Origin of the sequence: Curtobacterium sp. CFBP9011 (genome assembly GCF_034045095.1) — a bacterium.
In the GTDB taxonomy this organism is placed as follows: Bacteria; Actinomycetota; Actinomycetes; order Actinomycetales; family Microbacteriaceae; genus Curtobacterium.
The window spans coordinates 1-23,170 of sequence record NZ_JAXCWN010000005.1 but is presented as its reverse complement, the minus strand read 5'-3'; the positions used below and the strand labels follow the sequence as shown (position 1 = coordinate 23,170).

Annotated in this window: 23 protein-coding genes; 10 read left to right on the top strand and 13 right to left on the bottom strand. The window is 72.2% G+C overall.

Annotated features, from left to right (window positions below; genetic code table 11):
* Window positions 1-20: 20 nt before the first annotated feature.
* Window positions 21-1,121, bottom strand: a complete 1,101-nt coding sequence (locus SOM35_RS11545) for a LacI family DNA-binding transcriptional regulator (protein WP_320515482.1) — start codon at window positions 1,119-1,121, stop codon at window positions 21-23.
* Between the two features lie 226 nt (window positions 1,122-1,347).
* Here SOM35_RS11545 and SOM35_RS11540 point away from each other — a divergent pair, with 226 nt between their 5' ends.
* On the top strand, window positions 1,348-1,506 hold the full coding sequence (locus SOM35_RS11540) for a hypothetical protein (protein WP_181439329.1): 159 nt from the start codon (window positions 1,348-1,350) through the stop codon (window positions 1,504-1,506).
* Window positions 1,507-1,571: 65 nt separating this feature from the next.
* Here SOM35_RS11540 and SOM35_RS11535 read toward each other — a convergent pair whose 3' ends face one another.
* Complete coding sequence (locus SOM35_RS11535) at window positions 1,572-2,288, bottom strand: GntR family transcriptional regulator (RefSeq protein WP_258376765.1); 717 nt, start codon at window positions 2,286-2,288, stop codon at window positions 1,572-1,574.
* Between the two features lie 77 nt (window positions 2,289-2,365).
* Here SOM35_RS11535 and SOM35_RS11530 point away from each other — a divergent pair, with 77 nt between their 5' ends.
* Together SOM35_RS11530 and SOM35_RS11525 are read left to right on the top strand one after the other, a co-directional pair.
* On the top strand, window positions 2,366-3,580 hold the full coding sequence (locus SOM35_RS11530) for an MFS transporter (RefSeq protein WP_320515481.1): 1,215 nt from the start codon (window positions 2,366-2,368) through the stop codon (window positions 3,578-3,580).
* Between the two features lie 17 nt (window positions 3,581-3,597).
* Complete coding sequence (locus SOM35_RS11525; protein WP_320515480.1) at window positions 3,598-4,680, top strand: acyltransferase family protein; 1,083 nt, start codon at window positions 3,598-3,600, stop codon at window positions 4,678-4,680.
* A 28-nt stretch (window positions 4,681-4,708) separates the two neighbouring features.
* On the opposite strand, the gene SOM35_RS11520 is transcribed toward SOM35_RS11525, so the two are convergent.
* Both SOM35_RS11520 and SOM35_RS11515 read right to left on the bottom strand, forming a co-directional pair.
* Window positions 4,709-5,881 (bottom strand): baeRF2 domain-containing protein, encoded by a 1,173-nt coding sequence (locus SOM35_RS11520; protein ID WP_320515479.1) that lies wholly within the window; start codon window positions 5,879-5,881, stop codon window positions 4,709-4,711.
* A complete protein-coding gene (locus SOM35_RS11515) occupies window positions 5,862-6,299 on the bottom strand; it encodes a hypothetical protein (protein WP_320515478.1) in 438 nt (145 codons plus the stop codon). Before SOM35_RS11515 ends, SOM35_RS11520 begins: the two co-directional genes overlap by 20 nt.
* 170 nt (window positions 6,300-6,469) lie before the next feature.
* Between SOM35_RS11515 and SOM35_RS11510 the strand changes: the two genes are divergently transcribed.
* From SOM35_RS11510 to SOM35_RS11495, 4 genes are read left to right on the top strand one after another with little or no spacing between them, the layout of a single operon-like run.
* Entirely contained in the window at window positions 6,470-7,828 is a 1,359-nt protein-coding gene (locus tag SOM35_RS11510; protein ID WP_320515477.1) for an extracellular solute-binding protein, read from the top strand.
* Window positions 7,825-8,907 (top strand): carbohydrate ABC transporter permease, encoded by a 1,083-nt coding sequence (locus SOM35_RS11505; RefSeq protein WP_320515476.1) that lies wholly within the window; start codon window positions 7,825-7,827, stop codon window positions 8,905-8,907. The genes SOM35_RS11510 and SOM35_RS11505 overlap by 4 nt, the downstream gene beginning before the upstream one ends.
* On the top strand, window positions 8,904-9,839 hold the full coding sequence (locus SOM35_RS11500) for a carbohydrate ABC transporter permease (RefSeq protein WP_260497416.1): 936 nt from the start codon (window positions 8,904-8,906) through the stop codon (window positions 9,837-9,839). Before SOM35_RS11505 ends, SOM35_RS11500 begins: the two co-directional genes overlap by 4 nt.
* A complete protein-coding gene (locus SOM35_RS11495; protein WP_320515475.1) occupies window positions 9,836-12,910 on the top strand; it encodes a glycoside hydrolase family 2 TIM barrel-domain containing protein in 3,075 nt (1,024 codons plus the stop codon). Before SOM35_RS11500 ends, SOM35_RS11495 begins: the two co-directional genes overlap by 4 nt.
* Before the next feature lie 178 nt (window positions 12,911-13,088).
* Here SOM35_RS11495 and SOM35_RS11490 read toward each other — a convergent pair whose 3' ends face one another.
* The 4 genes from SOM35_RS11490 to SOM35_RS11475 form a co-directional block, all read right to left on the bottom strand.
* Window positions 13,089-13,511: a DUF3151 domain-containing protein gene (locus SOM35_RS11490; protein ID WP_290156412.1), complete on the bottom strand. Its 423-nt coding sequence runs from the start codon at window positions 13,509-13,511 to the stop codon at window positions 13,089-13,091.
* 27 nt (window positions 13,512-13,538) lie between these two features.
* Window positions 13,539-13,871 (bottom strand): DUF3140 domain-containing protein, encoded by a 333-nt coding sequence (locus tag SOM35_RS11485; RefSeq protein WP_290156414.1) that lies wholly within the window; start codon window positions 13,869-13,871, stop codon window positions 13,539-13,541.
* Between the two features lie 100 nt (window positions 13,872-13,971).
* A complete protein-coding gene (locus SOM35_RS11480; protein WP_320515474.1) occupies window positions 13,972-14,925 on the bottom strand; it encodes a GDP-mannose 4,6-dehydratase in 954 nt (317 codons plus the stop codon).
* Window positions 14,922-15,905, bottom strand: coding sequence for a GDP-mannose 4,6-dehydratase (locus SOM35_RS11475; protein WP_320515473.1), 984 nt, complete (start codon window positions 15,903-15,905; stop codon window positions 14,922-14,924). Before SOM35_RS11475 ends, SOM35_RS11480 begins: the two co-directional genes overlap by 4 nt.
* Window positions 15,906-16,233: 328 nt before the next feature.
* Between SOM35_RS11475 and SOM35_RS11470 the strand changes: the two genes are divergently transcribed.
* The gene (locus SOM35_RS11470) at window positions 16,234-17,880 is read left to right on the top strand and encodes an ABC-F family ATP-binding cassette domain-containing protein (protein ID WP_320515472.1); all 1,647 of its coding nucleotides are present in this window, start codon (window positions 16,234-16,236) and stop codon (window positions 17,878-17,880) included.
* A gap of 90 nt (window positions 17,881-17,970) precedes the next feature.
* On the opposite strand, the gene SOM35_RS11465 is transcribed toward SOM35_RS11470, so the two are convergent.
* The 5 genes from SOM35_RS11465 to SOM35_RS11445 form a co-directional block, all read right to left on the bottom strand.
* Window positions 17,971-18,690 carry an SDR family oxidoreductase gene (locus SOM35_RS11465; RefSeq protein ID WP_221849943.1) on the bottom strand — a complete coding sequence of 240 codons (720 nt, stop codon included), beginning with the start codon at window positions 18,688-18,690 and terminating at the stop codon, window positions 17,971-17,973.
* Window positions 18,691-18,765: 75 nt separating this feature from the next.
* Entirely contained in the window at window positions 18,766-19,809 is a 1,044-nt protein-coding gene (locus SOM35_RS11460) for a YihY/virulence factor BrkB family protein (RefSeq protein ID WP_320515471.1), read from the bottom strand.
* Between the two features lie 2 nt (window positions 19,810-19,811).
* A complete protein-coding gene (locus SOM35_RS11455; RefSeq protein WP_320515470.1) occupies window positions 19,812-20,273 on the bottom strand; it encodes a hypothetical protein in 462 nt (153 codons plus the stop codon).
* A gap of 215 nt (window positions 20,274-20,488) precedes the next feature.
* Entirely contained in the window at window positions 20,489-21,253 is a 765-nt protein-coding gene (locus tag SOM35_RS11450; protein WP_320515469.1) for an alpha/beta fold hydrolase, read from the bottom strand.
* Between the two features lies 1 nt (window position 21,254).
* A complete protein-coding gene (locus SOM35_RS11445) occupies window positions 21,255-21,782 on the bottom strand; it encodes a phenolic acid decarboxylase (RefSeq protein WP_111075842.1) in 528 nt (175 codons plus the stop codon).
* Between the two features lie 63 nt (window positions 21,783-21,845).
* Here SOM35_RS11445 and SOM35_RS11440 point away from each other — a divergent pair, with 63 nt between their 5' ends.
* Entirely contained in the window at window positions 21,846-22,349 is a 504-nt protein-coding gene (locus SOM35_RS11440; protein ID WP_301223766.1) for a MarR family winged helix-turn-helix transcriptional regulator, read from the top strand.
* A 57-nt stretch (window positions 22,350-22,406) separates the two neighbouring features.
* On the top strand, window positions 22,407-23,147 hold the full coding sequence (locus SOM35_RS11435) for an MBL fold metallo-hydrolase (protein WP_320515468.1): 741 nt from the start codon (window positions 22,407-22,409) through the stop codon (window positions 23,145-23,147).
* Window positions 23,148-23,170 lie beyond the last annotated feature (23 nt).

Here is a 23,170-nt window from a genome sequence, read left to right as displayed (position 1 = left end):
CGGTTCCGGCGCGTGGTGCGTCAGATCGACGGCGGGCAGCTCTCGCGCAGGAGCACCTCGACGGGCAGCCGGACGGCCCGCGGCGGACCGTCACGGCGGTCCAGTCGGTCGACGATCGCCCGGACGGCTGCGCGGCCGAGGTCCCCCATCGGCTGGTGCACCGTCGTCAGCCGCGGCACCGAGTACCGCCCGGCGTCGATGCCGTCGAACCCCGTCACCACGACGTCGTCCGGCACCCGGAGCCCGCGCGCCAGGACCGCGTCGAGCACGCCGAGCGCCGACTGGTCGTTCGAGCAGACGATCGCCCGCGGCACCCGCTCGTCCAACAGGGTGCGGGCGAGCTCGCGGGCCCGGATCCGACCGAAGTCGCCGTGCACGGTCCGGACCGCGGCCGACGCCAGGCCGTGGTCCTCGAGCGCACGCTTGAACCCGGCGGTGCGCTCCTGGTCGTCCGGGGAGTCGACGGGCCCGGCGACGTAGGCGATCGACCGGATGCCGAGCCGACCGATGACGTGGGCGGCGAGGGTCCGCATGCCCGCGGCGTTGTCGACGCTGATCGAGTCGAAGCCGCGCGAGCGCCGGTCGTCGGCGAGCACCACCACCGGGATCCGGCGGGCGACGTGTTCGAGCAGCTCGTCCGGCACGGTCTGCGCCAGGACCGCCAACCCGTCGACCCGGCCGGCGACGTCGTTCACGATGACGTCCCGCGACGGACCACGACCGGCCGCGACCATGAGCGCCAGGCCGCGCTGCCAGGCCTCGGTCTCGGCGCCCCGCAGGACCTCGTCGAAGTACAGGTTCGAGGACGTCGGCTGGGTCACGTGCCGACGGTCGTCGACGATGCGGACGCCCCCGTCGGTGACGACGTCCGGCCGTTCGTCCGGCACGACGTCGAACCCCGGCAGCAGCAGCCCCACCACGCCGGTCCGTCGTCCGGCCAGGGCGCGGGCGTTGCCGGACGGGACGTAGCCGAGGGAGCGGATCGCGGCCTGCACGCGGTCTCGTGTGCCCTCGCGGACGGCGTCAGGGGTGCGGAGGACGCGCGAGACGGTCGCGATCGAGACGCCCGCGGCCGAGGCGACGTCGTAGACCGTGGGAGGTGCGGTGCCCTGCGTGGTCACGCCGTGCCTCCCATCGCGGTCCGAGCCGCGGGCGGCCTGCCCGGCGACGCCGACCATCCTAGGCAGCGTCGGTTCTGCACAGGTCCACGGCGGGGTCTTGCGCGCCGGGGCGCGCAGGACGACACTGGCCCGACCAACCGGGACTGGCCGGGCGATCGGTCAGCCGGATCAGCAGGGCCTGCCCTGTCGGCAGGTCCTGCACACCAGCAGTGGGAAGGACGATCAGATGTCACAGTCGACTCCGTCCGGACGCAGGGACGCGTACCGGCTCTCCACCGACGAGGCCGAGGTGCGCGACGCACTCCTCGACCACGACCACGACTCGCACCTGTCGTGGGTGACCGCCCAGCTCGACGGGACGGAGGAGCGTCCGCTCGTCGAGTAGCGAGCGCACGCCAGCAGCCGGTCAGGCGCCGGCGGCCAGCCCGTCAGGCGCCGGCGGCCAGCCCGTCAGGCGCCGGCGGCCAGCCGCTCCGGCGCGCCGACGATCGCCATGCCCGCGCCGCGGAGCCGACGCCGCTCCTGGGCGATGAAGCCCAGCAGCCGGTCGTTGGTGCCCGCGACGTGGGCGGCGACCAGTTCCGCCGCGCGGTCGGCGTCGCCCTGCTGGACAGCGTCGAGGATGTCGCTGTGCTCCTGCCACGCGGCGTCGCGGGCCTCGGGCGTGCGGACCTCGATCCACCGCGTGCGCTCGAGTCGGGTCAGGGCGTCGGCCACCGCGTCGGTGACGAACCGGTTGCCGCCGAGGGCTGCCAGATCCAGGTGGAACGTCGACCCCATCGTGATGCCGGCCTGCTGGTCCGGCGTCGGACGGAGGGCATCGAGGTGCCCACGGACCTCGGCGAGCGCCTCCGGCTGCGCACGGGCCACGGCGAGCCGGGCGGCGGCGGGTTCGAGGACGCCGCGGAGTTCGGCGAGCGAGGCGATCTCGTCGAGGTCGATCGGGGTGACCGTCCACGAACGCCCCTCGTGCAGGATGAGCCCCTCGCGTTCCAAGCGCGACAGGGCCGCACGGACGGGGGTGCGCGAGGCGTGGAAACGCGCTTCGAGCCCGCGCTCCGAGATGCGTTCCCCGGGCGCGATGTCGAGCGTCAGGATCGCGGCGCGGAGGTTGTCGTAGAGCTGGGCCGTCTGCGACACGGGTGCTGCGTCGGTCGGTTCGGTCACGGGCATCCAGCGTAGTGCCGTCCGACGCGTGTTGGTATACCGTTCCGGTACACCAGCCGAGTCGAGACGGGGAGCGCGTGGTCCGGACACCTGCACGCGCCTGGGTGGTGCTCGCGCTGGGTGTCCTGGCGCAGACCGCCGGGACCCTCGTCGTGACGGCGCCGGCCCTGCTCATCCCGTACCTGCACGCGAACGGCCTGTCGCTCGCGCAGGCCGGACTGCTCGCCTCGGCCCCGACGGCGGGCATGGTCCTGACGCTCATCGCCTGGGGCGCCGTGACGGACCGGATCGGCGAGCGGGTCGTGATCGCGGGCGGACTGGTGCTCACCACCCTCGCGGTCGCCGGCGCGTGGCTGGCCGGCGACGACACCGTGCTGCTCGGGGTCGCGTTCCTGGCGGCGGGCATGACCAGCGCCTCGACGAACGCGGCGAGCGGCCGGGTGGTCGTCGGCTGGTTCCCCAAGGAGCGGCGCGGCCTGGCGATGGGGATCCGTCAGATGTCGCAGCCGCTCGGGGTGACCCTGGCGGCCGTCACGGTCCCGCAGCTCGCCGAGGCGTCGGGCATCCGCAGCGCGCTGGTGCTGCCGGTGCTGCTGTGTGCGGTGCTCGCGGTGGCGTGTGCGTTCGGGATCGCCGACCCGCCGCGACCGACGCGGAAGCGCTCCCCCACCGCCGGCACGTCGAACCCGACCAACGTGACCAGCACGACCGGCGGGACCCCGAACCCCTACCGCGCGTCCGGCTTCCTCTGGCGGATCCACGCGGTCTCGATCCTGCTCGTGGTGCCGCAGTTCACCCTGTCGACGTACGGACTGGTCTGGCTCGTCACCCTCGGCTGGTCGACGTCCGCCGCCGGGCTGCTGGTCGGGGCCGCCCAGTTCGTCGGCGCGATCGGCCGGATCCTGGTGGGCTCGTGGAGCGACCACGTCGGCTCCCGGGTCGGGCCGCTGCGGGTGGTCGCCGTGTCGGCCACCGTGGTGATGGCGGTGCTGGCCCTGGTCGACGTCGCGCACCTGCCCGCGGCCGCGGTGGTGCTCGTCGTGGCGACGAGCGTCACGGTCGCCGACAACGGTCTGGCGTACACGTCGGTCGCCGAGGCCGCCGGTCCCTCGTGGTCCGGCCGGGCCCTGGGCGCGCAGAACACCGGGCAGTTCATCGCGGCGAGCGCCGTCGGCCCGGGCATCGGAGCACTGGTCGGGCTGGTCGGGTTCGCCGGGTCGTTCCTGCTCGTCGCGGCACTGCCGGTGCTGGCGCTGCCGCTCGTCCCCCGGGCAGACCGCTCCCACGACTGACATGCTAGATTCAAAGTATGAGTCTGCCTCGGTACCAAACGATCCAGGGTCTCCGCTTCGTCGCCGCACTCGGAGTGGTGGTCGGGCATTCAGCCTTCTACGCGCGCGAGCGTCTCGGGTCCCCCGCTCCGACGTTGGACTTCCTGGGCGCGATGGGTGTCGGTCTGTTCTTCGCCATCAGCGGCTTCATCATGACGAGGATCCACGACGAGGACCCAGACCAGGACTGGCGACGTTTCATCCGGCGCCGTGTCGCACGGGTGATCCCGATGTACTGGATCATGACGACCTTCAAGCTCGCGACCATCCTCGTGGCTGCTGACGTCGTCATCACAGCGGCTGTCGATCCGGTGGCCGTCGTCCGTTCGTACCTGCTCCTCCCGAGCTTCAACGAGCTCGGACACATCGAGCCGCTGTGGACCGTCGGCTGGACACTCATGTTCGAGATGATGTTCTACCTCCTCGTCGCGGTTGCCATGGCGGCCCGCGTCGACCCGGTGGTCCTCGCCGCGCCGGTCCTCACCGCCCTCGCCATCGCATCGGTCGCGCGTGCTGAGAACGGGTCCGCGTCGCCGTCCGGCTCGCTACCGGACAGCGCATCGGAATGGTGGTTCTACGCCGACCCCGTGGTCCTGTACTTCCTGGCCGGCATGGCCATCGCCCGTGCCGCCCGACGTCGTTCTCGCGCCTCGATGGTCATCGCGGTGGCGGCGGTCTTCGCCCTGGCAGTCCTCTCCGGACTGCTGGCCCGCGCAGAACCGGTGATGCACGGACTCGTGTTCGCCGCGCTCGTCGGCATCCTCGGCATCGCCGTCGGGTCGGAAGGGGTGTTGGGCGCGCGCGTCCCGCGTTGGATCGTCGTCTCGGGTACAGCCTCGTACTCTCTGTACCTCACCCATCCGATCGTCGCGCAGATCGTTCCGGAGACGCTCGCACGGCTCGGGGCGGTGGATCTCCCATGGGCGGTGGTCGTGGCCGGATCGACGGTCGTGGCTGCGCTGGCGGCTCCGCTGGTCCACCGCTGCGCCGAGGCTCCGCTCACCCGCCTCGTACAGCATCCGCGTGCTGGCCGCCGCGTGAGTCGGCATCGGGCAGGGTGACGCGGAGCATGCTCTGACGCGCGCACGTTCAGGTGCCGGGGACCGCCGGTCCGGTCCGCCAGCGGAGCAGCGCCGCGGCCGGAGCGCCACCGGGCAGGGCGGCGGTGTTGGCGTACACGACCTCCGCGTCGGTGAGGAGCGCGGCCCGCACCAGACCGACCGCCGCCGGGACGGCGCCGAGCACCGTCGCGCCGAGCGCCTGCTCCGGGGCGGTCGCGATCCAGGGTGCCGCGTCGAGCGCCAGGACGGTGCGGTCGGCGAACCCGGCGGGATCGAGGACCACGACCGCGGGCTGCGCCTGCTGCAGGGCCTCGACCACGGGGCCGAGGCCGGCCGCGACCTCGCCGTCCCCGCGGCCCTCGTGGGTGCGGAGCAGGTCCTCGACATCGTGCCGGCGCTGGGCGACGACGCGAGCCAGGGCGATGTCGACGTGCTCGCGGACGCCGTCCTCCGAGGCGTCCGCGGCGCGCGGGTCGATCGGCACCTCGGACAGGAGCGGTGCGGTGGCCTTCGTCTTCGACAGCTCGGCGATGAGCAGCTGACGGGCGCGGATGTCCCCGGCGACGATGACGAGCCGGGGCGACAGGCGGTCGACGGCGTCCTGCACGGCCGCGGCGACCTCGGACTCGTTCTGCCGCCAGAGCTCCTCGGTGTGGTGCTGCCAGCGCAGGTGCGCCCAGCCGCCACCCTGGAACTTGTGGAGGGTGTCGGTCCGGCCCTGCACCTGCTGCTCTTCGCGCTGGTCCGGGTGGTCGGCGTGCCCGAGCCGGTAGGCCCGGTACCCGCCACCGCCGCGCCCGACCTCGACGACCAGGAACGGGACGTCGAGCGGCCGGTGTGCCAGCAGCGGCACGAGGTCCGGGACGGCACCGTGGCCGACGGACTCCGGCCCGTGCATGTGGCCCGGGAGCACCTCGCTCATGACGAGCTCGCCGTCGTGGACGAGCACGTACCGGTTGACCGGCGCGGGGACGCCCGGGGTCTCCTCGAGTTCGGCCGTCACGGTGTCGATGACGGCAGCGTCGGCGCCGGCGGCCCGGAGGGTGTCCTCGGCCTTCCGGCGCTGCAGGGCCGCGAGGTGCTGCGGGTCCTCGCGGTCCCCGGAGGCGTCGACGTAGGCCCAGGTCCACGTCCCGCCGCCGGCGAGCCGGGCCCCGAGTGCGCGGCCGTCCTCGGTGGTCTCATGCTTCGTGGTCGGCATCGTCGCCTCCCGTCGTCGTGGTGGTGCTGAGGTCCGGCGTCTCCGGGGTGGCGTCGGGAGCGGCGGCGTTCGACGCGGTGACGTCGTCCGCCCCGTCGTCGGCACCGGCGGTGGTGGTCGAGTACACGGTGGCGTCGGCACCGTCGCCGCTGCCGTCCGGCGTCTCGGCAGCCACGCCGGCCGGGTCGTCCGCCGCGTCGACGTCGGTCGTGTCGTCGACGAGCGCACCCTCGAGGTCGCCGGCGTACCCGGAGGCCCGCACGGTCTCGGCGTCGTCGGTGTCGTCGGGCACGGGCTCGGACTGCCGGAACTCCTCGACGTGGGCGTTGCTGCCGTGTCCCTGGACGATGCTCTGCGCCTCGTGCGCGAGCTGGTCGTCGAGCTCCGGGTTGTGGGTGGTGTTCCCGCGTTCGATCATCGTTGCTCCTCTCGTGGGCATCCCACGGTCCGCGAGGGTCCCTGACCCCGTTCGCAGGTGCCGCGCCCTCCGGCCGGGTCACGAATCCGGCACGAATCCCCACCGTCGTTCGGTTCTGTGGTTGGGTGTCGTGCAACCCCGATCCGACGACGAACCGGAGGTGCACGGCAATGACGCCATCACCAACACCACTGTCCAGACGATCCCTGCTGGGATTCGGCATCGGCACGGCGGCAGCAGGTCTGCTCGCCGGGTGCGCGGTGCCGGGCTCGACCAACGTGAACCGGTCGGCGCTGGTGCCGGCCGCCGCACGTGGGGAAACGGTCCAGATCACCTACTGGGCCTGGCTCAAGGACCTGCAGAAGGTGTGCGACGTGTGGAACGCCTCGCACCCGCACATCCAGGTCACCGCGAACTGGATCCCCGGCGGCACCGCCGGCGGGTACCAGAAGATGTACTCCGCGCTCGCGGCCGGCGGCGGCCCCGACATCGGCCAGGTCGAGCTCCGGCAGATCCCCGAGTTCATGCTCGCGAACGGCCTGGTCGACCTGGCCCGGTACGGCGCGAAGGACTTCCAGTCGGAGTACGACGAGGCCGCCTGGGCCCAGGTCGAGTTCGTCGACGGCGTCTACGGCATCCCGCAGGACACCGGCCCGATGGGCTTCTACTACCAGACCGCGATCCTGGAGCAGGCCGGCGGCGAACCCCCGACCACGTGGGACGAGTGGAAGGTGCTGGCCGACAAGGTCCGGAAGACCGGCAAGCGGAACTTCCTCGAGGTGTTCCCGGTCGCCGACGCCTCGCCCTTCGCCGCCTACGCCCAGCAGGCCGGCGCCCGCTGGTTCCAGGTCGACGGGGACGAGTGGGTCGTCGACATGACCGACGACGCCACGATGCGGGTCGCCGACTTCTTCGACGGCTGCATCGACGACGACCTGGTCGACACCAGCGCCGGTGCGTACTCCCCCGGCTGGTACGCGGCCTGCGCCAGCGGTCGGATCGCCGCGGTGACGAGTGCCAGCTGGGGTGACGCGCTGATCGAGTCGATCCAGGGCGGCAAGGGCAAGTGGAAGGTCGCACCGATGCAGAAGTGGGACGCGTCCGGGTTCGGTTCGAGTGCGATCGGCGGGTCCAGCGCCGCGGTCCTGGCGAACGCGAAGCACCCCGCGGAAGCGCTCGAGTTCATCACCTGGATGACCACCTCGAAGGAAGGGGTGGACGCGATGATCAAGTACTGCGGCATCGGCTGGTCCCCCGCGAAGGACTACATCGGCGCCCAGCGCGAGCAGCCGTCGGAGTGGTTCTCCGGCCAGAACTACAACGAAGAGGTCTTCGCCCCCGCCGCGAAGGAGCAGAACATCGACTGGTCGTGGTCGCCGGTGACGCAGTCGGCCTTCACGTCGCTGCAGGACCAGTTCCGCCGCAAGATCACCGGCAAGCTGAAACTCTCCGACGCCGTCGAACTCGCCCAGACCGAGATCGTGCAGTCGTTCCGGGAAAAGGGCCTCAGCGTCAGGACGGCACGATGACCACGCAGCAGACACCCCCCGCCTTCCGCACGAGCACCAAGGCCACCCGCGCGCAGAAGCGTGCCCCGTGGATGCTGCTCGCACCGTTCCTGGCGCTCTTCGCGCTGACGTTCGTCATCCCGATCATCAGCGCGCTGTTCCAGAGCTTCACCACCGTCGACCGGAAGGGCCTGTTCGGCGAGGACGGCGTCACCGGCCGGTTCGCCGGCTTCGACAACTACGTCACGGCGCTGAACGACAACGGCTTCGTCGCCTCGATCGGCCGGATGCTGCTGTTCGGCATCGTCCAGGTGCCTGTGATGATCATCGCCTGCACGATCCTGGCGCTGCTGCTCGAGTCGGCGAGCGCCCGCTGGCCGGGCTTCTTCCGGGCCATCTACTTCATGCCGTACGGCGTCCCCGGCGTCATCGCGACGATCCTCTGGTCGTTCCTGTACGTCCCCGGGCTGTCCCCGATCGTGTCACTGCTGCAGTCGATGGGGCTGCAGCCGGACTTCCTCGGCGCGAACAGCGTGCTCTGGTCGATCGCGAACATCGTCACGTGGACCTACACCGGCTACAACATGCTGATCATCGTCGCGCAGCTGAAGTCGATCCCCGGCGAGGTCTACGAGGCCGCGAAGATGGACGGCGCCGGCCCGTTCCAGGTCGCGTGGCGGATCCAGATCCCGCTCATCGCGCCGGCCCTGGTGCTGACGACGGTGTTCTCGATCATCGGCACACTGCAGCTCTTCGCCGAGCCGCAGATCCTGTCGACGGTCGCCCCCGCCATCGACACCGAGTACACGCCGAACTACGCCGCGTACACGAACGCGTTCGCCTTCAACGAGTACGGCGTCGCGAGCGCGCAGGCCGTGATCATCGCGTTGGCCGCGTTCATCCTGTCGTTCACGTTCCTGGCGCTGACGAACCGGCGGCCGAAGGACGAGCGCGACCAGCGCAAGCGGGCCCGCAAGGGCGGCCTGGAGGCTCGGCGCGCGCTCGAGACGCGTGTCCCCGCCCGCCAGGCGATCACCAACCAAGCCGACCCGGGCCTCCCGTCCGGTCGTGTCGCGACCACGGAAGGGACTGAACGATGAGCGGCGAGACGATCCAGGCACCCGTGACCCGTCAGGCGGGCGAGCCCGTCGACACCACGTCCATCTCCGCCCACCAACGGAGGAAACTCGACCGCTCGCCGCGGTCCCAGATCGTGGTGACCGGGATCCTGGTCGTCGTCGCGCTGTACTTCCTGGTGCCGCTGTACTGGGTCGTGATCGCCGCGACGAAGACGACCGGCGCCCTGTTCGCCACGAACGGGTTCTGGTTCGGCGGTGACTTCGCCCTGTTCAGCAACATCCAGGCGGTGTTCACCTACGACGGCGGCATCTTCGTCCGCTGGATCGCGAACAGCGTCCTGTACTCCGGCGTCGGCGCGGTCCTGGCGACCTACTTCGCCGCGGCCGGCGGGTACGCCCTGGCGAAGTACGAGTTCCGCGGCCGGCAGCTCGTGTTCGGCACGATCCTCGGCGGCGTCCTCGTCCCCGGCACGGCGACCGCACTGCCGCTGTTCCTGCTGTTCTCGACGATGGGCCTGACCGACACGTACTGGAGCGTGCTCATCCCGAGCCTGGTCTCGCCGTTCGGGCTGTTCCTGTGCCGGGTCTACGCCTCGGCGTCGATCGACACGGCGCTGATGGAGTCCGCACGGCTCGACGGGGCGAGTGAACTGCGGATCTTCCACACCATCGCGCTGCGCCAGCTGACACCCGCGCTCGTCACCGTGTTCCTGTTCCAGCTCGTCGGGATCTGGAACAACTTCTTCCTGCCGCTCATCATGCTGGCAGACCAGAAGCTGTACCCGATCACACTGGGACTGAACAACTGGCGAGCCCAGGTGGACCGGTTGCCCGAGTTCTACCAGCTCACCACGGGTGGGGTGCTCGTCTCGGTCATCCCGCTCGTCATCGCCATCATCGTCCTGCAGCGCTTCTGGCGCGGGGGCCTCACGGAAGGATCGGTCAAGGGTTGACCTCTGCCGCACTCGACGACCTGCACTCGACCACACCGGGATCGGCATCGCGCCGGGCACCACGTGCCTGGTTGCACACCGACGCTCCGTCACTGTCGCTCAACGGCGACTGGGACTTCCGGTGGTCCCCGGTGGCGGACGCCCCCGGGTTCGAGGACCCGGACGGGTGGGGGTCGCTCCCGGTGCCGTCGCACTGGGTCCTGCACGGTCACGGTGCGCCGAGCTACACCAACGTGCAGTACCCCTTCCCGGTCGACCCGCCGCACCCGCCGGACGAGAACCCGACCGGCGACCACCGTCGGACCTTCACGCTGCCGGACTCGTTCGACGGGGCCGCACGGGTGCTGCTCCGCTTCGACGGGGTGGAGTCCCACTACCGGGTGTGGGTGAACGGGGAGCTCGTCGGGTGGTCGACCGGGTCCCGGCTCGCCACCGAGTTCGACGTGACGTCGCTGCTCCGGCCGGGGTCGAACGAGCTGCGGGTCCGCGTGCACCAGTGGTCGGCGGCCTCGTACCTGGAGGACCAGGACCAGTGGTGGCTGCCCGGGATCTTCCGGGACGTCACCCTGCTCGCCCGCCCGGCCGCCCCGATCGACGACGTGTTCGTCCGCGCCGGGTGGACCGCGACGCTCGGCGACGCGGCCTCCGCCGGCACCGCTGCGTCGGGCCGGCCGTCGACCGGGACGGGCACGATCTCGGTGCCGACGCTCGACGCGGTGTTCCCGGTGCGCTTCGCGGTCCCGGAGCTCGGCGTGTCCGTGGTCTGGGACTCCGCGGAGGACGTCGCCCCGATCGCGGTCGAGGGCGTCGAGCCGTGGAGCGCGGAGCTGCCGCGGCTGTACGACGCGACGCTGACGTCGGGCAGCGGCGCTGCCGGCGGCGGTGCTGCCGGGGAGACGGTGTCGCTCCGCCTGGGGTTCCGGACCGTGCAGATCGTCGGCGACCGGTTCCTGGTCAACGGCGAGCGCGTCGTGTTCCACGGCGTCAACCGGCACGAGACGCACCCCGTGCGCGGCCGGGTGTTCGACGAGGCCCACGCCCGCGCCGACATGGCGCTCATGAAGCGGTCGAACGTCAACGCGATCCGCACCTCGCACTACCCGCCGCACCCGCGCGTGCTCGACCTGGCCGACGAACTCGGCTTCTGGGTGATCCTGGAGTGCGACCTCGAGACGCACGGCTTCGAGTTCCAGGGCTGGCAGGGCAACCCCTCCGACGACCCCGCATGGGAGGACGCGTACCTCGACCGCATCGCCCGCACCGTCGAGCGCGACAAGAACCACCCGTCGATCGTGATGTGGTCGCTCGGCAACGAGTCCGGCACCGGCCGGAACCTCGCGGCGATGTCCCAGTGGGTGCACGCCCGCGACCCTGAGCGCCCGGTGCACTACGAGGGCGACTACACGGGCGAGTACACCGACGTGTACTCGCGGATGTACCCGACGCTGCAGGAGACCGAGTCGATCGGCGGCGGTCCGGCCACTCCCCTGCTCGGCTGCGGTCCCGCCGAGGCAGCACGGCAGCGGTCGAAGCCGTTCCTGCACTGCGAGTACGTGCACGCGATGGGCAACGGCCCCGGGCAGATCGCCGAGTACGAGGCCCTGGTCGACCGGTACCCGCGGCTGCACGGCGGCTTCGTGTGGGAGTGGCGCGACCACGGACTCCTGGCCCACACGCCCGACGGCACCCCGTACCACGCGTACGGCGGCGACTTCCACGAGGTCGTCCACGACGGCAACTTCGTGATGGACGGCCTGGTGCTGCCGGACGACACCCCGACGCCCGGGCTCGCCGAGTTCGCCGCCGTCGTCGCCCCGGTGCGTCTGTCCGTCTCGCCGCTCGGCGGGTCGAGCATCGCCGGCGGCGGGACCGTCCTGGTCGAGAACCGGTACCACTCGGCCTCGACCGCGGGACTGCGGTTCTGCTGGACCCTCAGCCGGAACGGCGTCGTCGAGGCGTCCGGACGGTTCGCGCCCGGGATCGTCGCCGCGCGGCAGTCCGCCACGGTGCCGGTGCCCGACGAGGTGCTCGCGGCAGCGCGGGCGGATGCGGACGCCCTGGCGCCGGGCGACGAGCTGTGGCTCGACGTCGTCGCGGAGCTCGCCGGGCCCACCGCCTGGGCGGACACCGGGCACGTGGTCGCACGCACCCAGACGCTCGTGGCGAGCCGGGCGGCGGAGGTGGTGCGGGCCTCCCGAGTGGGGTGGCAGGGCGACCATCTCGGTGACGCGACGTTCACGGCACGCGGTGACCTGGCGACGCTCAAGGGCCACGCGGTGGCCGGGCCCCGTCTCGAGCTGTGGCGGGCGCCGACGGACAACGACCGTGGCGCCTCGCAGGGCGGGTACGAGACCGCCGATCCGGAGCTGACACTCGGTGTCGGCGACCCGACGGCGGCCTCGTCGGCGTCGAAGTGGGAGGCCCGTGGTCTCGACCGGCTGACCCACCGGCTGGTGTCCGTGGACCGGACCGACGACGGACTCGTGCAGCGGGTCCGGGTCGGGGCGGCGAACAGCGGGGCCGGGGTCGAGGTCACCCACCGGTGGACCCTGACCGACGCCGGACTGCTGCTGCGGACCGACGCCGTGCCGTTCTGCGGCTGGGACGTCACCTGGCCGCGGGTCGGCGTCCGGATCGACCTGCCCGCCGCGCTGCTGTCCGAGACGGCCTCGTGGTTCGGGACCGGGCCGGACGAGTCGTACGCGGACTCGTCGCACGCGGCCCGCGTCGGACGGTTCGAGGCTCCGGTCTCGGCGATGACCACGCGCTACTCGATGCCGCAGGAGACCGGGCACCGTCCCTCGCTGCGGTCGCTGACGGTGGGGCCCTTCACGGTCACGACCGTGCCGGCGCCGGGCTCGGGGCACCGCGCCGGGTTCACCCTGACGCCGTGGACCGCGCAGCAGGTCGGGCGTGCCGGGCACCCGCACGAGCTGCCCGAGCCGGACGCGCTGTACCTGTACCTCGACGACGCGCAGCACGGGCTCGGCAGCCGGGCGTGCGGGCTCGACGTCCTGCCGGAGCACCAGCTGTGGCCCAGTGCGCGGAGCTGGAGCGTGCTGCTGGCGTAGCGGCGTGCGCGGGCGGCCGGGCCGGCCGGCCGCCGCCGCCGCTGGCGCCGGCTGCCGCCGCACAACCGAAGCCCGTCCGAACCGGGGGATCCCCCGGTTCGGACGGGCTTCCGTTGTGCGCTTGCGAATCGCGCCGGGCGAGGGCCGCGCCGCGGTGGCGCCGCAGCGGCGCCGCGCGTCAGCCGCGCGCGATGGCCTCGGCGGCCGACGGGTCCGCGCCGTCGAGGAACTGCGTCAGCCGCTCGGCCTCGCCCGGCTCCTCGATCGCCTCGGCCGCCCGACGCAGGGCGAACAGGGAGCGCAGCACGCCCCGGTTCGGCTCGTGCGACCACGGCACCGGCCCGACACCGCGCCACCCGGCCTTGCGCAGGGCATCGAGGCCGCGGTGGTACCCGACGCGGGCGTACGCGTAGGACTCGACGGTCGCACCGCGCCCCCACGCCTCGTCGGCAAGCAGCGCCCACGCCAGGCTCGACGCCGGATACGACACCACCACGGAGGCGACGGGTGCGTCCGCCGCCAGGGCCGCGTCCACCTCGGGCTCTGCGGCCAGCAGCGTCTCGGGGTTGGTCGAGGGGTTCGGGAGCAGGTTGTCCGGCATGCCCGCCACGCTACTTGAGCAGACTGCTCACTTCAGCGGGTCGTGTCCCCAGTTCATCAGCGAGTACCGCCACCGGGTGTCCTCGACGTCGCCGGAGGGTCGCTGCGACGAGTGCCGCGCCACGTACCCGACGACCTTCCGCATGTGCGAGTAGTCGTCGTCGGTGTACTCGCCCTGCTTCTTCCGCAGGATCCGCACGATGTGCCGCCCGGACTCGTGCCCGGTCGACTCGGACGCGCCGGACGACTTCTGGCCGACCTCCTTCGACTCGTCGGAGTCCAGCCAGTCCTCCAGCTGCGAGGCGGTCATGTTCACCGCGTCGCCGAAGTCGTCCCGGGTCTGCTTCTCGTCGTCAGCCATGTCGGACATCTTGCCCGGCACGCCTGCACGGAGGTCCGGCGCGGTGTACCCGACTGCCACCTCCGGAGTCCCGGGCCGTGCGACCGCTCGGCGAGCGCCCTCAGCCGAGGAGCCGTTGATCGTGCCGCACCATGTCGACCACCATCTCGTCGAAGCGCACCGTGGGCTCCCACTGCAACACCCGGCGGATCTTGCCCGGGTCACCGACCATCCGGTGCGTCTCGTTCGGACGACGGAACTCGGCGTCGGACCGGACGTACCGCTGCCAGTCGGAGATGCCGACCGCGGCGAAGGCGACCTCGACGAACTCTCGGACGCTGTGGGTCTCCCCCGTCGCGACGACGTAGTCGTCCCCCTCGTCAGCCTGCAGCATCAGAGCGATCGCCGCGGCGTAGTCCCGGGCACACCCCCAGTCCCGTTGGACGTCGAGGTCTCCGAGCACGAGTTCGTCCTGCACCCCGGCTGCGATCCTCGCTGCTGAGCTGGTGATCTTCCGGCTGACGAAGTGGTCGGGTCGGCGCTCGGACTCGTGGTTGTAGAGGATCGCGTTCGAAGCGTGCATGCCGGTCAGGCGGTACGCCTGGGTGAGCAGGTGTGCACTCGCCTTCGCGACGCCGTAGGGGTTGACCGGGGCGAGGGGTGACCTCTCGGTCTGCGGCGTGTCGACAGAACGGCCGAACACTTCGGCGGAGGACGCCTGAACGAAGCGGATGGCGGGGTCCACCCGGCGGAGTTCCTGCACGACGTCGAGGAGGTTCGCGACGGCGACACTGTTGACCTGCTGCGTGCGGACCGGTTCCTTCCACGACCGTGCGACCGAACTCAGTGCCGCGAGGTTGACCACGGCGTCGGGCTGTACCTGGCGGAGGACGGTCGCGATGCCGCCATGGCAGCGGAGATCGACGTGGTGGACCGTGACACCGGCGGGCGCGGCCCCCGAACCAGCGGGCTGGATGCCGTGCACCCGCCATCCGCTGGCCTGCAGGACCTCCGCGAGGAAGCTCCCGGTCTGCCCCGCGACCCCGGTGACCAGTGCCGTCCGTGCCGCGGTCATGCGGCCGTTCGCTGCTGCTCGAGGTCGCTGTCGACCATCATCCGGACGAGGTCGGCGAACTGGACCTCGGGCTGCCATCCGAGGACGTCCCGGGCCTTGCTCGAGTCACCGATGAGGAGGTCGACCTCTGCGGGGCGGAAGAACTCCGGGTCCTGCCGGACGTGCTGCTCCCAGTCCGTGATGCCGATGTGCGCGAAGGCCACCTGCAGGAACTCGCGGACCGAGTGCGTCTCGTTCGTGGAGACGACGTAGTCGTCGGGAGTGTCCTGCTGGAGCATCCGCCACATGGCGTCCACGGAGTCGCCGGCGAACCCCCAGTCGCGCTTCGCGTCGAGGTTGCCGAGCGTGAGGCCGTCCTGCAGGCCGAGCGCGATCCGGGCGACACTGGTCGAGATCTTCCGGGTGACGAACTCCGGGCCGCGGAGGGGCGACTCGTGGTTGAAGAGGATCCCGCTCGACGCGTGCATGCCGTACGACTCGCGGTAGTTGACCGTCATGTGGTGCCCGAACGCCTTCGCGACGCCGTACGGCGAGCGCGGCCAGAGGAGTGTGTCTTCGCGCTGTGGGACCTCCTGCACCCGGCCGAACATCTCGGAGCTGGACGCCTGGTAGAAGCGCACCCGCGACGGGTCGGCTCCCGCATGGAGGCGGATCGCTTCGAGCAGGTTCAGCACGCCCATACCGGTGACCTGGCTGGTGAGGTGTGCGTTCTCCCACGAGTAGGCCACGAACGAGATCGCGCCGAGGTTGTAGACCTCGTCCGGCTGCGACCGGTCGAGTGCTCGGAGCAGGGAGGACTGGTCCTGGAGGTCGCCGGTGATGAGGGTGGCTTCCGGCACCCACGCTCGGACGAACGGGACCTTCGGGTTGTTCTGTCCGCGGACGAGACCGAACACCTCGTAGCCCTTGGACACGAGCAGACGAGCGAGGTACATGCCGTCCTGTCCGGTGATCCCCGTGATCAGTGCACGCTGTGACATCGTGGTTCTCCTATGTGAAATGTGATCTTCACCATAGCAGTTGATCGGTCATCGTGGTCCTTGCGCGGCACGACTGCGCGGTCGTACGGTGGGTCGTACCCCGTCGTCACCGCGGGGCCCCGGTGCGGGACGACCGACCGGCGGCACGGGTGGCGGCCACGGGGCCTCCCGACGGGAACGGATCCGGCATTGCGCGAGACCACCGGCACTGCGCCACAGCAGCCGCTGTCCCTGCGCTGACACCGTGACCTCGCCCGCCGCCCGGTGGGACCGCCGCCCTCGCGGCTGACGGTGTCGTGCGCCCGCACGACCACCGGAAGGCATCCGCATGCCCGTCACCCCCACCGTCGTCCTGCACGACGTCTCCTTCGCCTGGCCCGACGGCACCGTCGCGCTCGACCACCTCAGCACCGCGTTCGGCCGCGGCCGGACCGCGCTCGTCGGCCGGAACGGCGCCGGCAAGTCGACCCTCGTCCGCCTCGTCACCGGCGGACTCGCGCCGACGAGCGGCACCGTCACGACGACGGGACCGGTGGACCACCTGCCGCAGCGGGTCCAGGCGGCCGTGCCGCGCCTCCCGTCCGTCGCGTCCCCACCTGCCGGCCGGGAGGCACGCCCCACCACCCCGGACACGGTCGCGGACCTGCTCGGGGTCGGCTCCCAGGTCCGGGCGCTCCGCGCGGTCCTCGCCGGGGACGCGACCCCCGCGCAGTTCGAGGCCGTCGGCGACGCCTGGGACGTGGAGGAGCGGGCCGGGGCGGCGCTGGCGTCGCTCGACCTCGGGCCCGGGGCCGAACTCGGCACCGAGGACCTCGACCGGCCGGTGCAGACCCTCTCCGGAGGTCAGGCGGTGCTCGTCGCCGTCGCGGGCATCCGGCTCCGCGGCCGGCCGATCGCGTTCCTCGACGAGCCGACCAACAACCTCGACCGTCGCGCCCGGGCAGCACTGCTCGACCTCGTGGACTCCTGGCGCGGCACCCTCGTCGTGGTGAGCCACGACCGCGAACTGGTCGAGCACGTCGACGAGGTCGTCGAGCTCCGCGACGGCGACGCGACCGTGTTCGGTGGGACCTACTCGGCGTTCGAGGAGCACCTCGCCGTGCAGCAGGCCGCCGTCGCCCGCGAGGTCCGGGTCGCCGAGCAGCGGCACCGCGCCGAGCAGCGGCAGCGGATCGACGCCGAGACGACCATCGCGCGCCGGGCGAAGGCCGGGGCGGCCTCAGCGTCGTCCGTGCCGAAGATCCTGGCGAACGAGCGGCGGAAGCGAGCCGAGGCCACGGCCGGACGGCTGCGCTCCGGTTCGGCGTCGGCCGAGGCGGCTGCGCTGACGAGGGCGCAGCAGGCCGGCCGCCGGCTGCGGTCCGACGACGAGATCAGCGTGGACCTGCCGGACCCGGGCGTTCCGGCCGCCCGGCGCATCGCGACGATCACGGTCGGCGGCCGGGCGACCGTCGTCCAGGGGCCGGAGCGGGTCGCCGTCGCCGGGGACAACGGGGTCGGGAAGTCGACGCTCCTCGACCAGCTCGTCGGGCTGCCGGATGCGCGCCAGCACCCGCTGCCCGGGACGTCCGCCGAGGCGCACACCGATCGGGTCGGCTACCTGCCGCAGCGGAAGGACACCCTCGACGACGATGCCTCGGTGCTCGAGAACGTCCGGCGTGCCGCGCCCGACGTGGCACCGGCAGCGCTGCGGAACCGACTCGCCCGGTTCCTGGTCCGCGGGGACGTGGTCGACCGGGCCGTCGGGACGTTGTCCGGCGGGGAGCGGTTCCGCGTGGCGTTGGCGGGGCTGGTGCTCGCGGACCCGCCGCCGCAGCTGCTGGTGCTCGACGAGCCGACGAACGACCTCGACCTGACGAGCGTCGACCAGCTCGTGGCAGCGCTCCGGGCGTACCGGGGTGCCCTCGTGGTGGTCAGTCACGACGAGGGGTTCCTGGACCGGATCGGCCTCGACGTCCGGATCGAGCTCACCTGAGGCTCGGCTGGGCGGACACGGCTCGGCTCCGCGACGGCGCAGGACGTCCGCGGGGCCGAGCCTCGGCACCGCGCCTCCGCGCGCCCGCCGTCAGCGCCGGCGGGACGGACGGATCGAGAGCATCTCGACCGTGCCACGCTCCGGCAGGTCGACGACGGTACGGACCGCGTCGGCGACGTCGGACGGCGCGAGGTAGTAGTCGGTGTCGTAGTCCTCGCCGAGCTTCTCGGTGAGGGCCCGCTGCATGTCCGAGTCGGTCCGGCCCGGGTGCACGCTCGAGACCCGGACGCCGTTCGCCCGCTCCTCTTCGCGCAGCGCGTCGGTGAACGCCCGGAGCGCGAACTTCGACGCCGCGTACACGCCGCCCCCGGCTCCGGCGGTGAACCCGGACCCGCTGTTGATCGTCACGACGATCCCCCGCGCGGCACGGAGCCCCGGCAGCGCGACCCGGGTGAGTTCCGCGACGGCGAACACGTTGGTGGCGAAGACGGCCTCCCACGTGTCGCGCGGGGTGTCCGCGACGCGGGTGCCCTGCTCGACGCCCGCGGAGTGCACGAGGACGTCGACCCAGCTCGGCACGGCGGGCATGTCGCCGGCGCCGAGGTCGCCGACGAACGGCTCCGCACTCGGCAGCGCGGCGACGACCGTGGCGACCGCCTCGGCATCGCGTCCGCCGACCAGCACGTGGTGCGTCCGGCCCAGGTCCTCGGCGATCGCCCGGCCGATCCCCCGGGTCGCGCCGGTGACGAGGGCGACCGGGCGGTCGTTGTCGGGGGTGGGGACGGAGACGGGAGGCGCGGTGTCGGTCACGCAGGCCAGCCTACGGAACCGGTACCGCGCCTCCCGTCCGGGTGGAGCGTGCGCGCGTCGCGCGGCCGCCGTCGATCAGTCGTCGTCCTTGGTGCGGCCGGCGCTCTCGCGGATGCGGATGCCCTGCAGGACGTCCTCGGCGCGCTTCTCGTCCTGCTTCTCGATCTGGCGGGTGTCGCGCTCGGGGAGCTGGATGTCCTCTTCGGCGTGGATGCCGGCCTGCAGTTCGCGGCCGCGCTCGAGCTCGGCGTCGAACTCGGCGCCGAACAGCAGCGCGTTGTTCGTGATCCAGATCCACAGCAGGAAGATGATCACGCCACCGAGCGAGCCGTACGTGGCGTTGTAGTTCGAGAAGTTGCCGACGTAGAAGCCGAAGCCGACACTGGCGAGGATCCAGATGACGATCGCGACGATCGCGCCGCCGCTGACCCACTTGAACTTCGACTGCCGGACGTTCGGCGACCAGTAGTAGAGCACCGCGACGATGACGATCATGATGACGAGCAGGATCGGCCACTGCACGATCGACAGCACGAGAGCGGCCGCGTCGCCGAGGCCGATGAGGTCACCGAAGCTGCGAGCCAGGGGGCCGGAGACCAGGGCGAGCAGGCCGACGACGAGCAGGACCACCGTGGTCACGGTGACGCCGAGCATCGTCGGGCGGAGCTTCCAGATCGGGCGCCCCTCGCGGACGTTGTAGATGCGGTTCATCGCCCGGCCGAAGGCGCCGACGTAGCCGGACGCCGACCACAGCGCACCGAGCAGACCGACGATGAACGTCACCGGGGCGGCGGGCGAGCGGACCAGGCCGTTGATCGGCTCCTGCAGCAGCTTCGCGACGTCGCCACCGCCGGCGTTCCGGATGACCTGGAGCAGCGTGTTGATCGTGTCGCTCGGGTTCGAGACGAGTCCGAGGATCGACACGATCGCCAGCAGTCCGGGGAAGAGCGCGAGGACCGTGTAGTACGTCAGGCTCGCAGCCAGGTCGGTACACTGGTCGCTCGTGAACTCCCGCAGGGTCTTCTTGAGCGTGTACGTGAACGACGGCTTCGTGAGGTCCGTCGGGCTGTCCGGCTTCCGGGGGTCGTCCGGGGACGGCTTCTGCGATGCCTTCGCCATGGTCAGCCCTTCATCGCCTTCGTCATCTGCTTGATCGACTTCTTCGCCCGCGCGGCGTCCTTCTTGCGACGCTTCGCGGCGGCCTGGCGCTCCTGGAACACCGGGTTGCCGGTCGGGTCCTTCCGCGCGAACACGGGGACGCCGGTCGACTTGCCGTCCTTGCCGACCTTCACCGGCTTGAACACCGGGACGGGTGCCGGCTCGCGGAGGGCATCCAACCGACCGGCGGGGTGGTTGCGGATCCGGGTGCCGACGACGATCGCGGCGAGTCCCGCGGCGGCGGTCATCGCGACGGCCACGAGGGGCGTGGGGTCGCGGTGCCAGCGCTGACGGGTCTTCGCGAGGGCGAGCCGGGTGCGGGCGGGCACGTCGGACTTCTGCCGGATGCGCGCGACCGTGTCGACGATGCGCTCCCGGGTCCGCACGTTCCGGAGCTCGAGCTCGGGCATGGAGTCGTTGGGCATGGTCCCTGAGTACACGCTCGGCGGTGTGTGCCGCCGCGGGCGCGCGGGTGCGGGGCCCGGCTGTCCCGCGGACGCACGGGTGCGGGGCCCGACCGTCCCGCGTGCGCGCCGGTGCGGGGCCCGACTGTCCCGCGGACGCAACCGGCGTGCCGGGCAGTTGCGGGACAGCCGGCGCCGGGTGCCGGGCATCGGGCCCCGGTGTCAGACCCCCGGCGTCAGGCCAGCCCGACGGTCCGGAGCAGGCGGTCGACGAGTCCGGTGCGCCACGGCACCGAGGACCAGCCGTGGTCGGCGCCGTCGACCTCGACGTACGTCGCCCCCGGCAGCAGTCCGGCGTACCGGCGGCCGTACTCGACCGGGACGATCGTGTCGCCGGTGCCGTGCACGACGACGGCGGGGCCCGGGTAGTCCGAGGCGGGGCCCCAGACGTCGAGGCCGGCGCGGACCTCGTCGAGGAACGCCGTGCCGAGGGCCATGCCCCCGAAGTCGAACCAGCCGCGCTCGCGGGCCGGGGCGAGCGGCTGCCCCTGGATCTCGTCCTTGCCGACGATGTCGTCCACCACGACGAGCGTCAACGAGGCCACGAGGTCCGGCGCCCGGGCCGCGGCGAGGACGGACTCGACCCCGCCCAGGCTGTGGGCGACCACGTGCACCGGACGCGATCCGCCGTCGGTCGACAGGGCTCGGACCATCGCGACGACCTGGTCGACCTCGTCGCCGATCGTGATGTCGGCGAAGTCCCCGTCGCTGAACCCGTGGCCGAGCCGGTCGTACGAGCGGACTCCCGCGCCGCGGGCGGCGAGCGCCCGGGCGGCCTGCACGAACAGCTGCTGCGAGCCGGTCGCGTTGCTGCCGAAGCCGTGCACGAACAGCACGAGGGGCGCGTCCGTCCCGCCGTCGACCGCGTTCCACTGCCACCCGCGCAGGGAGGCACCGTGGTGGTCGAGGGCGATCGGCGCGGGGCCCGTCGTGGTCGTCACGTCAGTTGGTCCGGTCGGCGAACCCGGCCGGGAGGTCCGCGGGAGCCGTGTCGACGATCGTCTCGTCGTCCTCGCCCACGTGTTCGAACAGCGTGATGTGGGCGAACTCCGGTACGACGTAGATCGGGTACGTGGGGCCGGCGTCGCGGTGCTCGCGCATCAGGTCGAGGTGGTCGTTCTGGAACAGCACGGTCTTGCTGCCGTCGAGCTCCACCCAGTGCGGGAAGAAGATCGTGCCGTGCAGCACCCGCTCACCGGGGACGACGTTCACGACGACGCTGGTGCCGGTCGGCTCGTTCCAGGACACCTTGTAGACGCCGGCGGTCAGGACGACCAGGTCGACCGTCTGGTCCTTGACCCAGCGGCCGCCCACCATGCCGGTGTGGATGCGGTAGTCGATCGTCGTGGCGTTCTTGACGTACATCTCGTACTGCCAGCCGTTGGCGTACGTGTAGATGAACCGGTGTCCGACGATGCCGGAGAGGTCCTGCTGGGGTTCGGGGTGTTCGACGCTCGTGGTGATGTCCATGTGTCGATCCTGCTCCACAACTACGTTTGTTGCAATCGCTTCTGCTGCGACTACCCTGAGGGTGTGCGCACCCCGGCAAGTGACCCTGCGGACAGGTCCGCAGACCGCGGACTCCGCGACGCCGCCCGACGGCTCAGCGCCCTGGTCGGGCCGTTCCGCCGGACGCTCCTCAACGCCTCCCGGTCAGAGGGCGACCTGCCCGCCGTCCCCGACGCGCAGATCGAGGTCCTCCGCCGACTCGACGAGGACGGCTGGGCCAGCCCGACCGCCCTCGGCCGCGCACTCGGCCTCGCCCGCTCCACGGTGAGCAACCTCGTCGCCGCGATGCAGCGGGACGGCCTGGTCGAACGCCGGCTCGCCCGTGGTGACGGTCGCAGCACCGAGGTCGGGCTGACCGACCTGGCCCGCGAGCGCCTCCGCGTGTACGACGCGGCGGCCGAGCGGCTGCTGCTCAGCGCCCTGGCCGGGCTGCCGGAGGCCGACCGTGCGGTGCTGGTGGCGGCGGTGCCGGTGTTGACGCGCCTCCAGGCCGCGATCGCGGACGCCGCCGGACAGCCGCGTCCCTGACGCACCGAGCCAGCACCCCGGATGCCCGTCCAGCGGGCCCGGCCTAGCGTCCGACGCATGCTGTTCCGGGACGTCGCCGAGGGCATCCACCGCCTCGAGCTCGCACACACCAACACCTACCTGGTCGAGACCGGGGACCGACTGCTCGTCGTCGACGCCGGGCTGCCGGCCGTCTGGCCGCACCTGCTGCTCGCCGTCCACGACCTCGGCTACTCCCCCGACCGGGTCGAGGCGCTGCTCCTCACGCACGGGCACTTCGACCACGTCGGCACCGCTGCGCGCATGCACCGCGAGTGGGGCACGCCCGTGTTCGTGCACCCGGGCGACCGGGAGCTGGCGGCGCACCCGTACTCGTACCGGCCGCAGCAGAACCGGTTCGGGTTCGTCCTGGCGCACCCCGGCGGTCTGCGGACCCTCGGGCGGATGCTGCTGGCGGGTGCGGTGACCGTCGACGGCATCGAAGAGGTCGAGCCCCTGGAGTCCCGCGCCGCCGTCCCCGGCAACCCGTGGATCATCGAGACGCCCGGGCACACCGACGGGCACGTGGCGCTGCACTTCGCCGACCGCGACGCCGTGATCGCCGGCGACGCGCTGGTCACCTTCGACCCGTACACCGGCGGGATCGGGCCGCGGGTCGTGGCACCCGCGGCGACGGCCGACATGGCGACCGCGGTGGCGTCGCTCGACCTGCTCGTCGACACCGAGGCGCGGCACGTCCTGCCGGGGCACGGGCCGGCCTGGTCGGGCGGGGTGCGGGCCGCGGTGGCGCAGGCGCGGCGGGCGGCCGGCGCGGCCTGACGCGGGCGCAGGGCGCCCGGGGG

Bases quoted from the DNA above. Each gene is read 5' to 3' on its own strand.
- SOM35_RS11540 (WP_181439329.1), top strand. From the start codon at position 1,348: ATGTCACAGTCGACTCCGTCCGGACGCAGGGACGCGTACCGGCTCTCC.
- SOM35_RS11525 (WP_320515480.1), top strand. From the start codon at position 3,598: ATGAGTCTGCCTCGGTACCAAACGATCCAGGGTCTCCGCTTCGTCGCC.
- SOM35_RS11520 (WP_320515479.1), bottom strand. From the start codon at position 5,881: ATGCCGACCACGAAGCATGAGACCACCGAGGACGGCCGCGCACTCGGG.
- SOM35_RS11515 (WP_320515478.1), bottom strand. From the start codon at position 6,299: ATGATCGAACGCGGGAACACCACCCACAACCCGGAGCTCGACGACCAG.
- SOM35_RS11510 (WP_320515477.1), top strand. From the start codon at position 6,470: ATGACGCCATCACCAACACCACTGTCCAGACGATCCCTGCTGGGATTC.
- SOM35_RS11505 (WP_320515476.1), top strand. From the start codon at position 7,825: ATGACCACGCAGCAGACACCCCCCGCCTTCCGCACGAGCACCAAGGCC.
- SOM35_RS11500 (WP_260497416.1), top strand. From the start codon at position 8,904: ATGAGCGGCGAGACGATCCAGGCACCCGTGACCCGTCAGGCGGGCGAG.
- SOM35_RS11490 (WP_290156412.1), bottom strand. From the start codon at position 13,511: ATGCCGGACAACCTGCTCCCGAACCCCTCGACCAACCCCGAGACGCTG.
- SOM35_RS11485 (WP_290156414.1), bottom strand. From the start codon at position 13,871: ATGGCTGACGACGAGAAGCAGACCCGGGACGACTTCGGCGACGCGGTG.
- SOM35_RS11480 (WP_320515474.1), bottom strand. From the start codon at position 14,925: ATGACCGCGGCACGGACGGCACTGGTCACCGGGGTCGCGGGGCAGACC.
- SOM35_RS11475 (WP_320515473.1), bottom strand. From the start codon at position 15,905: ATGTCACAGCGTGCACTGATCACGGGGATCACCGGACAGGACGGCATG.
- SOM35_RS11470 (WP_320515472.1), top strand. From the start codon at position 16,234: ATGCCCGTCACCCCCACCGTCGTCCTGCACGACGTCTCCTTCGCCTGG.
- SOM35_RS11460 (WP_320515471.1), bottom strand. From the start codon at position 19,809: ATGGCGAAGGCATCGCAGAAGCCGTCCCCGGACGACCCCCGGAAGCCG.
- SOM35_RS11455 (WP_320515470.1), bottom strand. From the start codon at position 20,273: ATGCCCAACGACTCCATGCCCGAGCTCGAGCTCCGGAACGTGCGGACC.
- SOM35_RS11445 (WP_111075842.1), bottom strand. From the start codon at position 21,782: ATGGACATCACCACGAGCGTCGAACACCCCGAACCCCAGCAGGACCTC.
- SOM35_RS11435 (WP_320515468.1), top strand. From the start codon at position 22,407: ATGCTGTTCCGGGACGTCGCCGAGGGCATCCACCGCCTCGAGCTCGCA.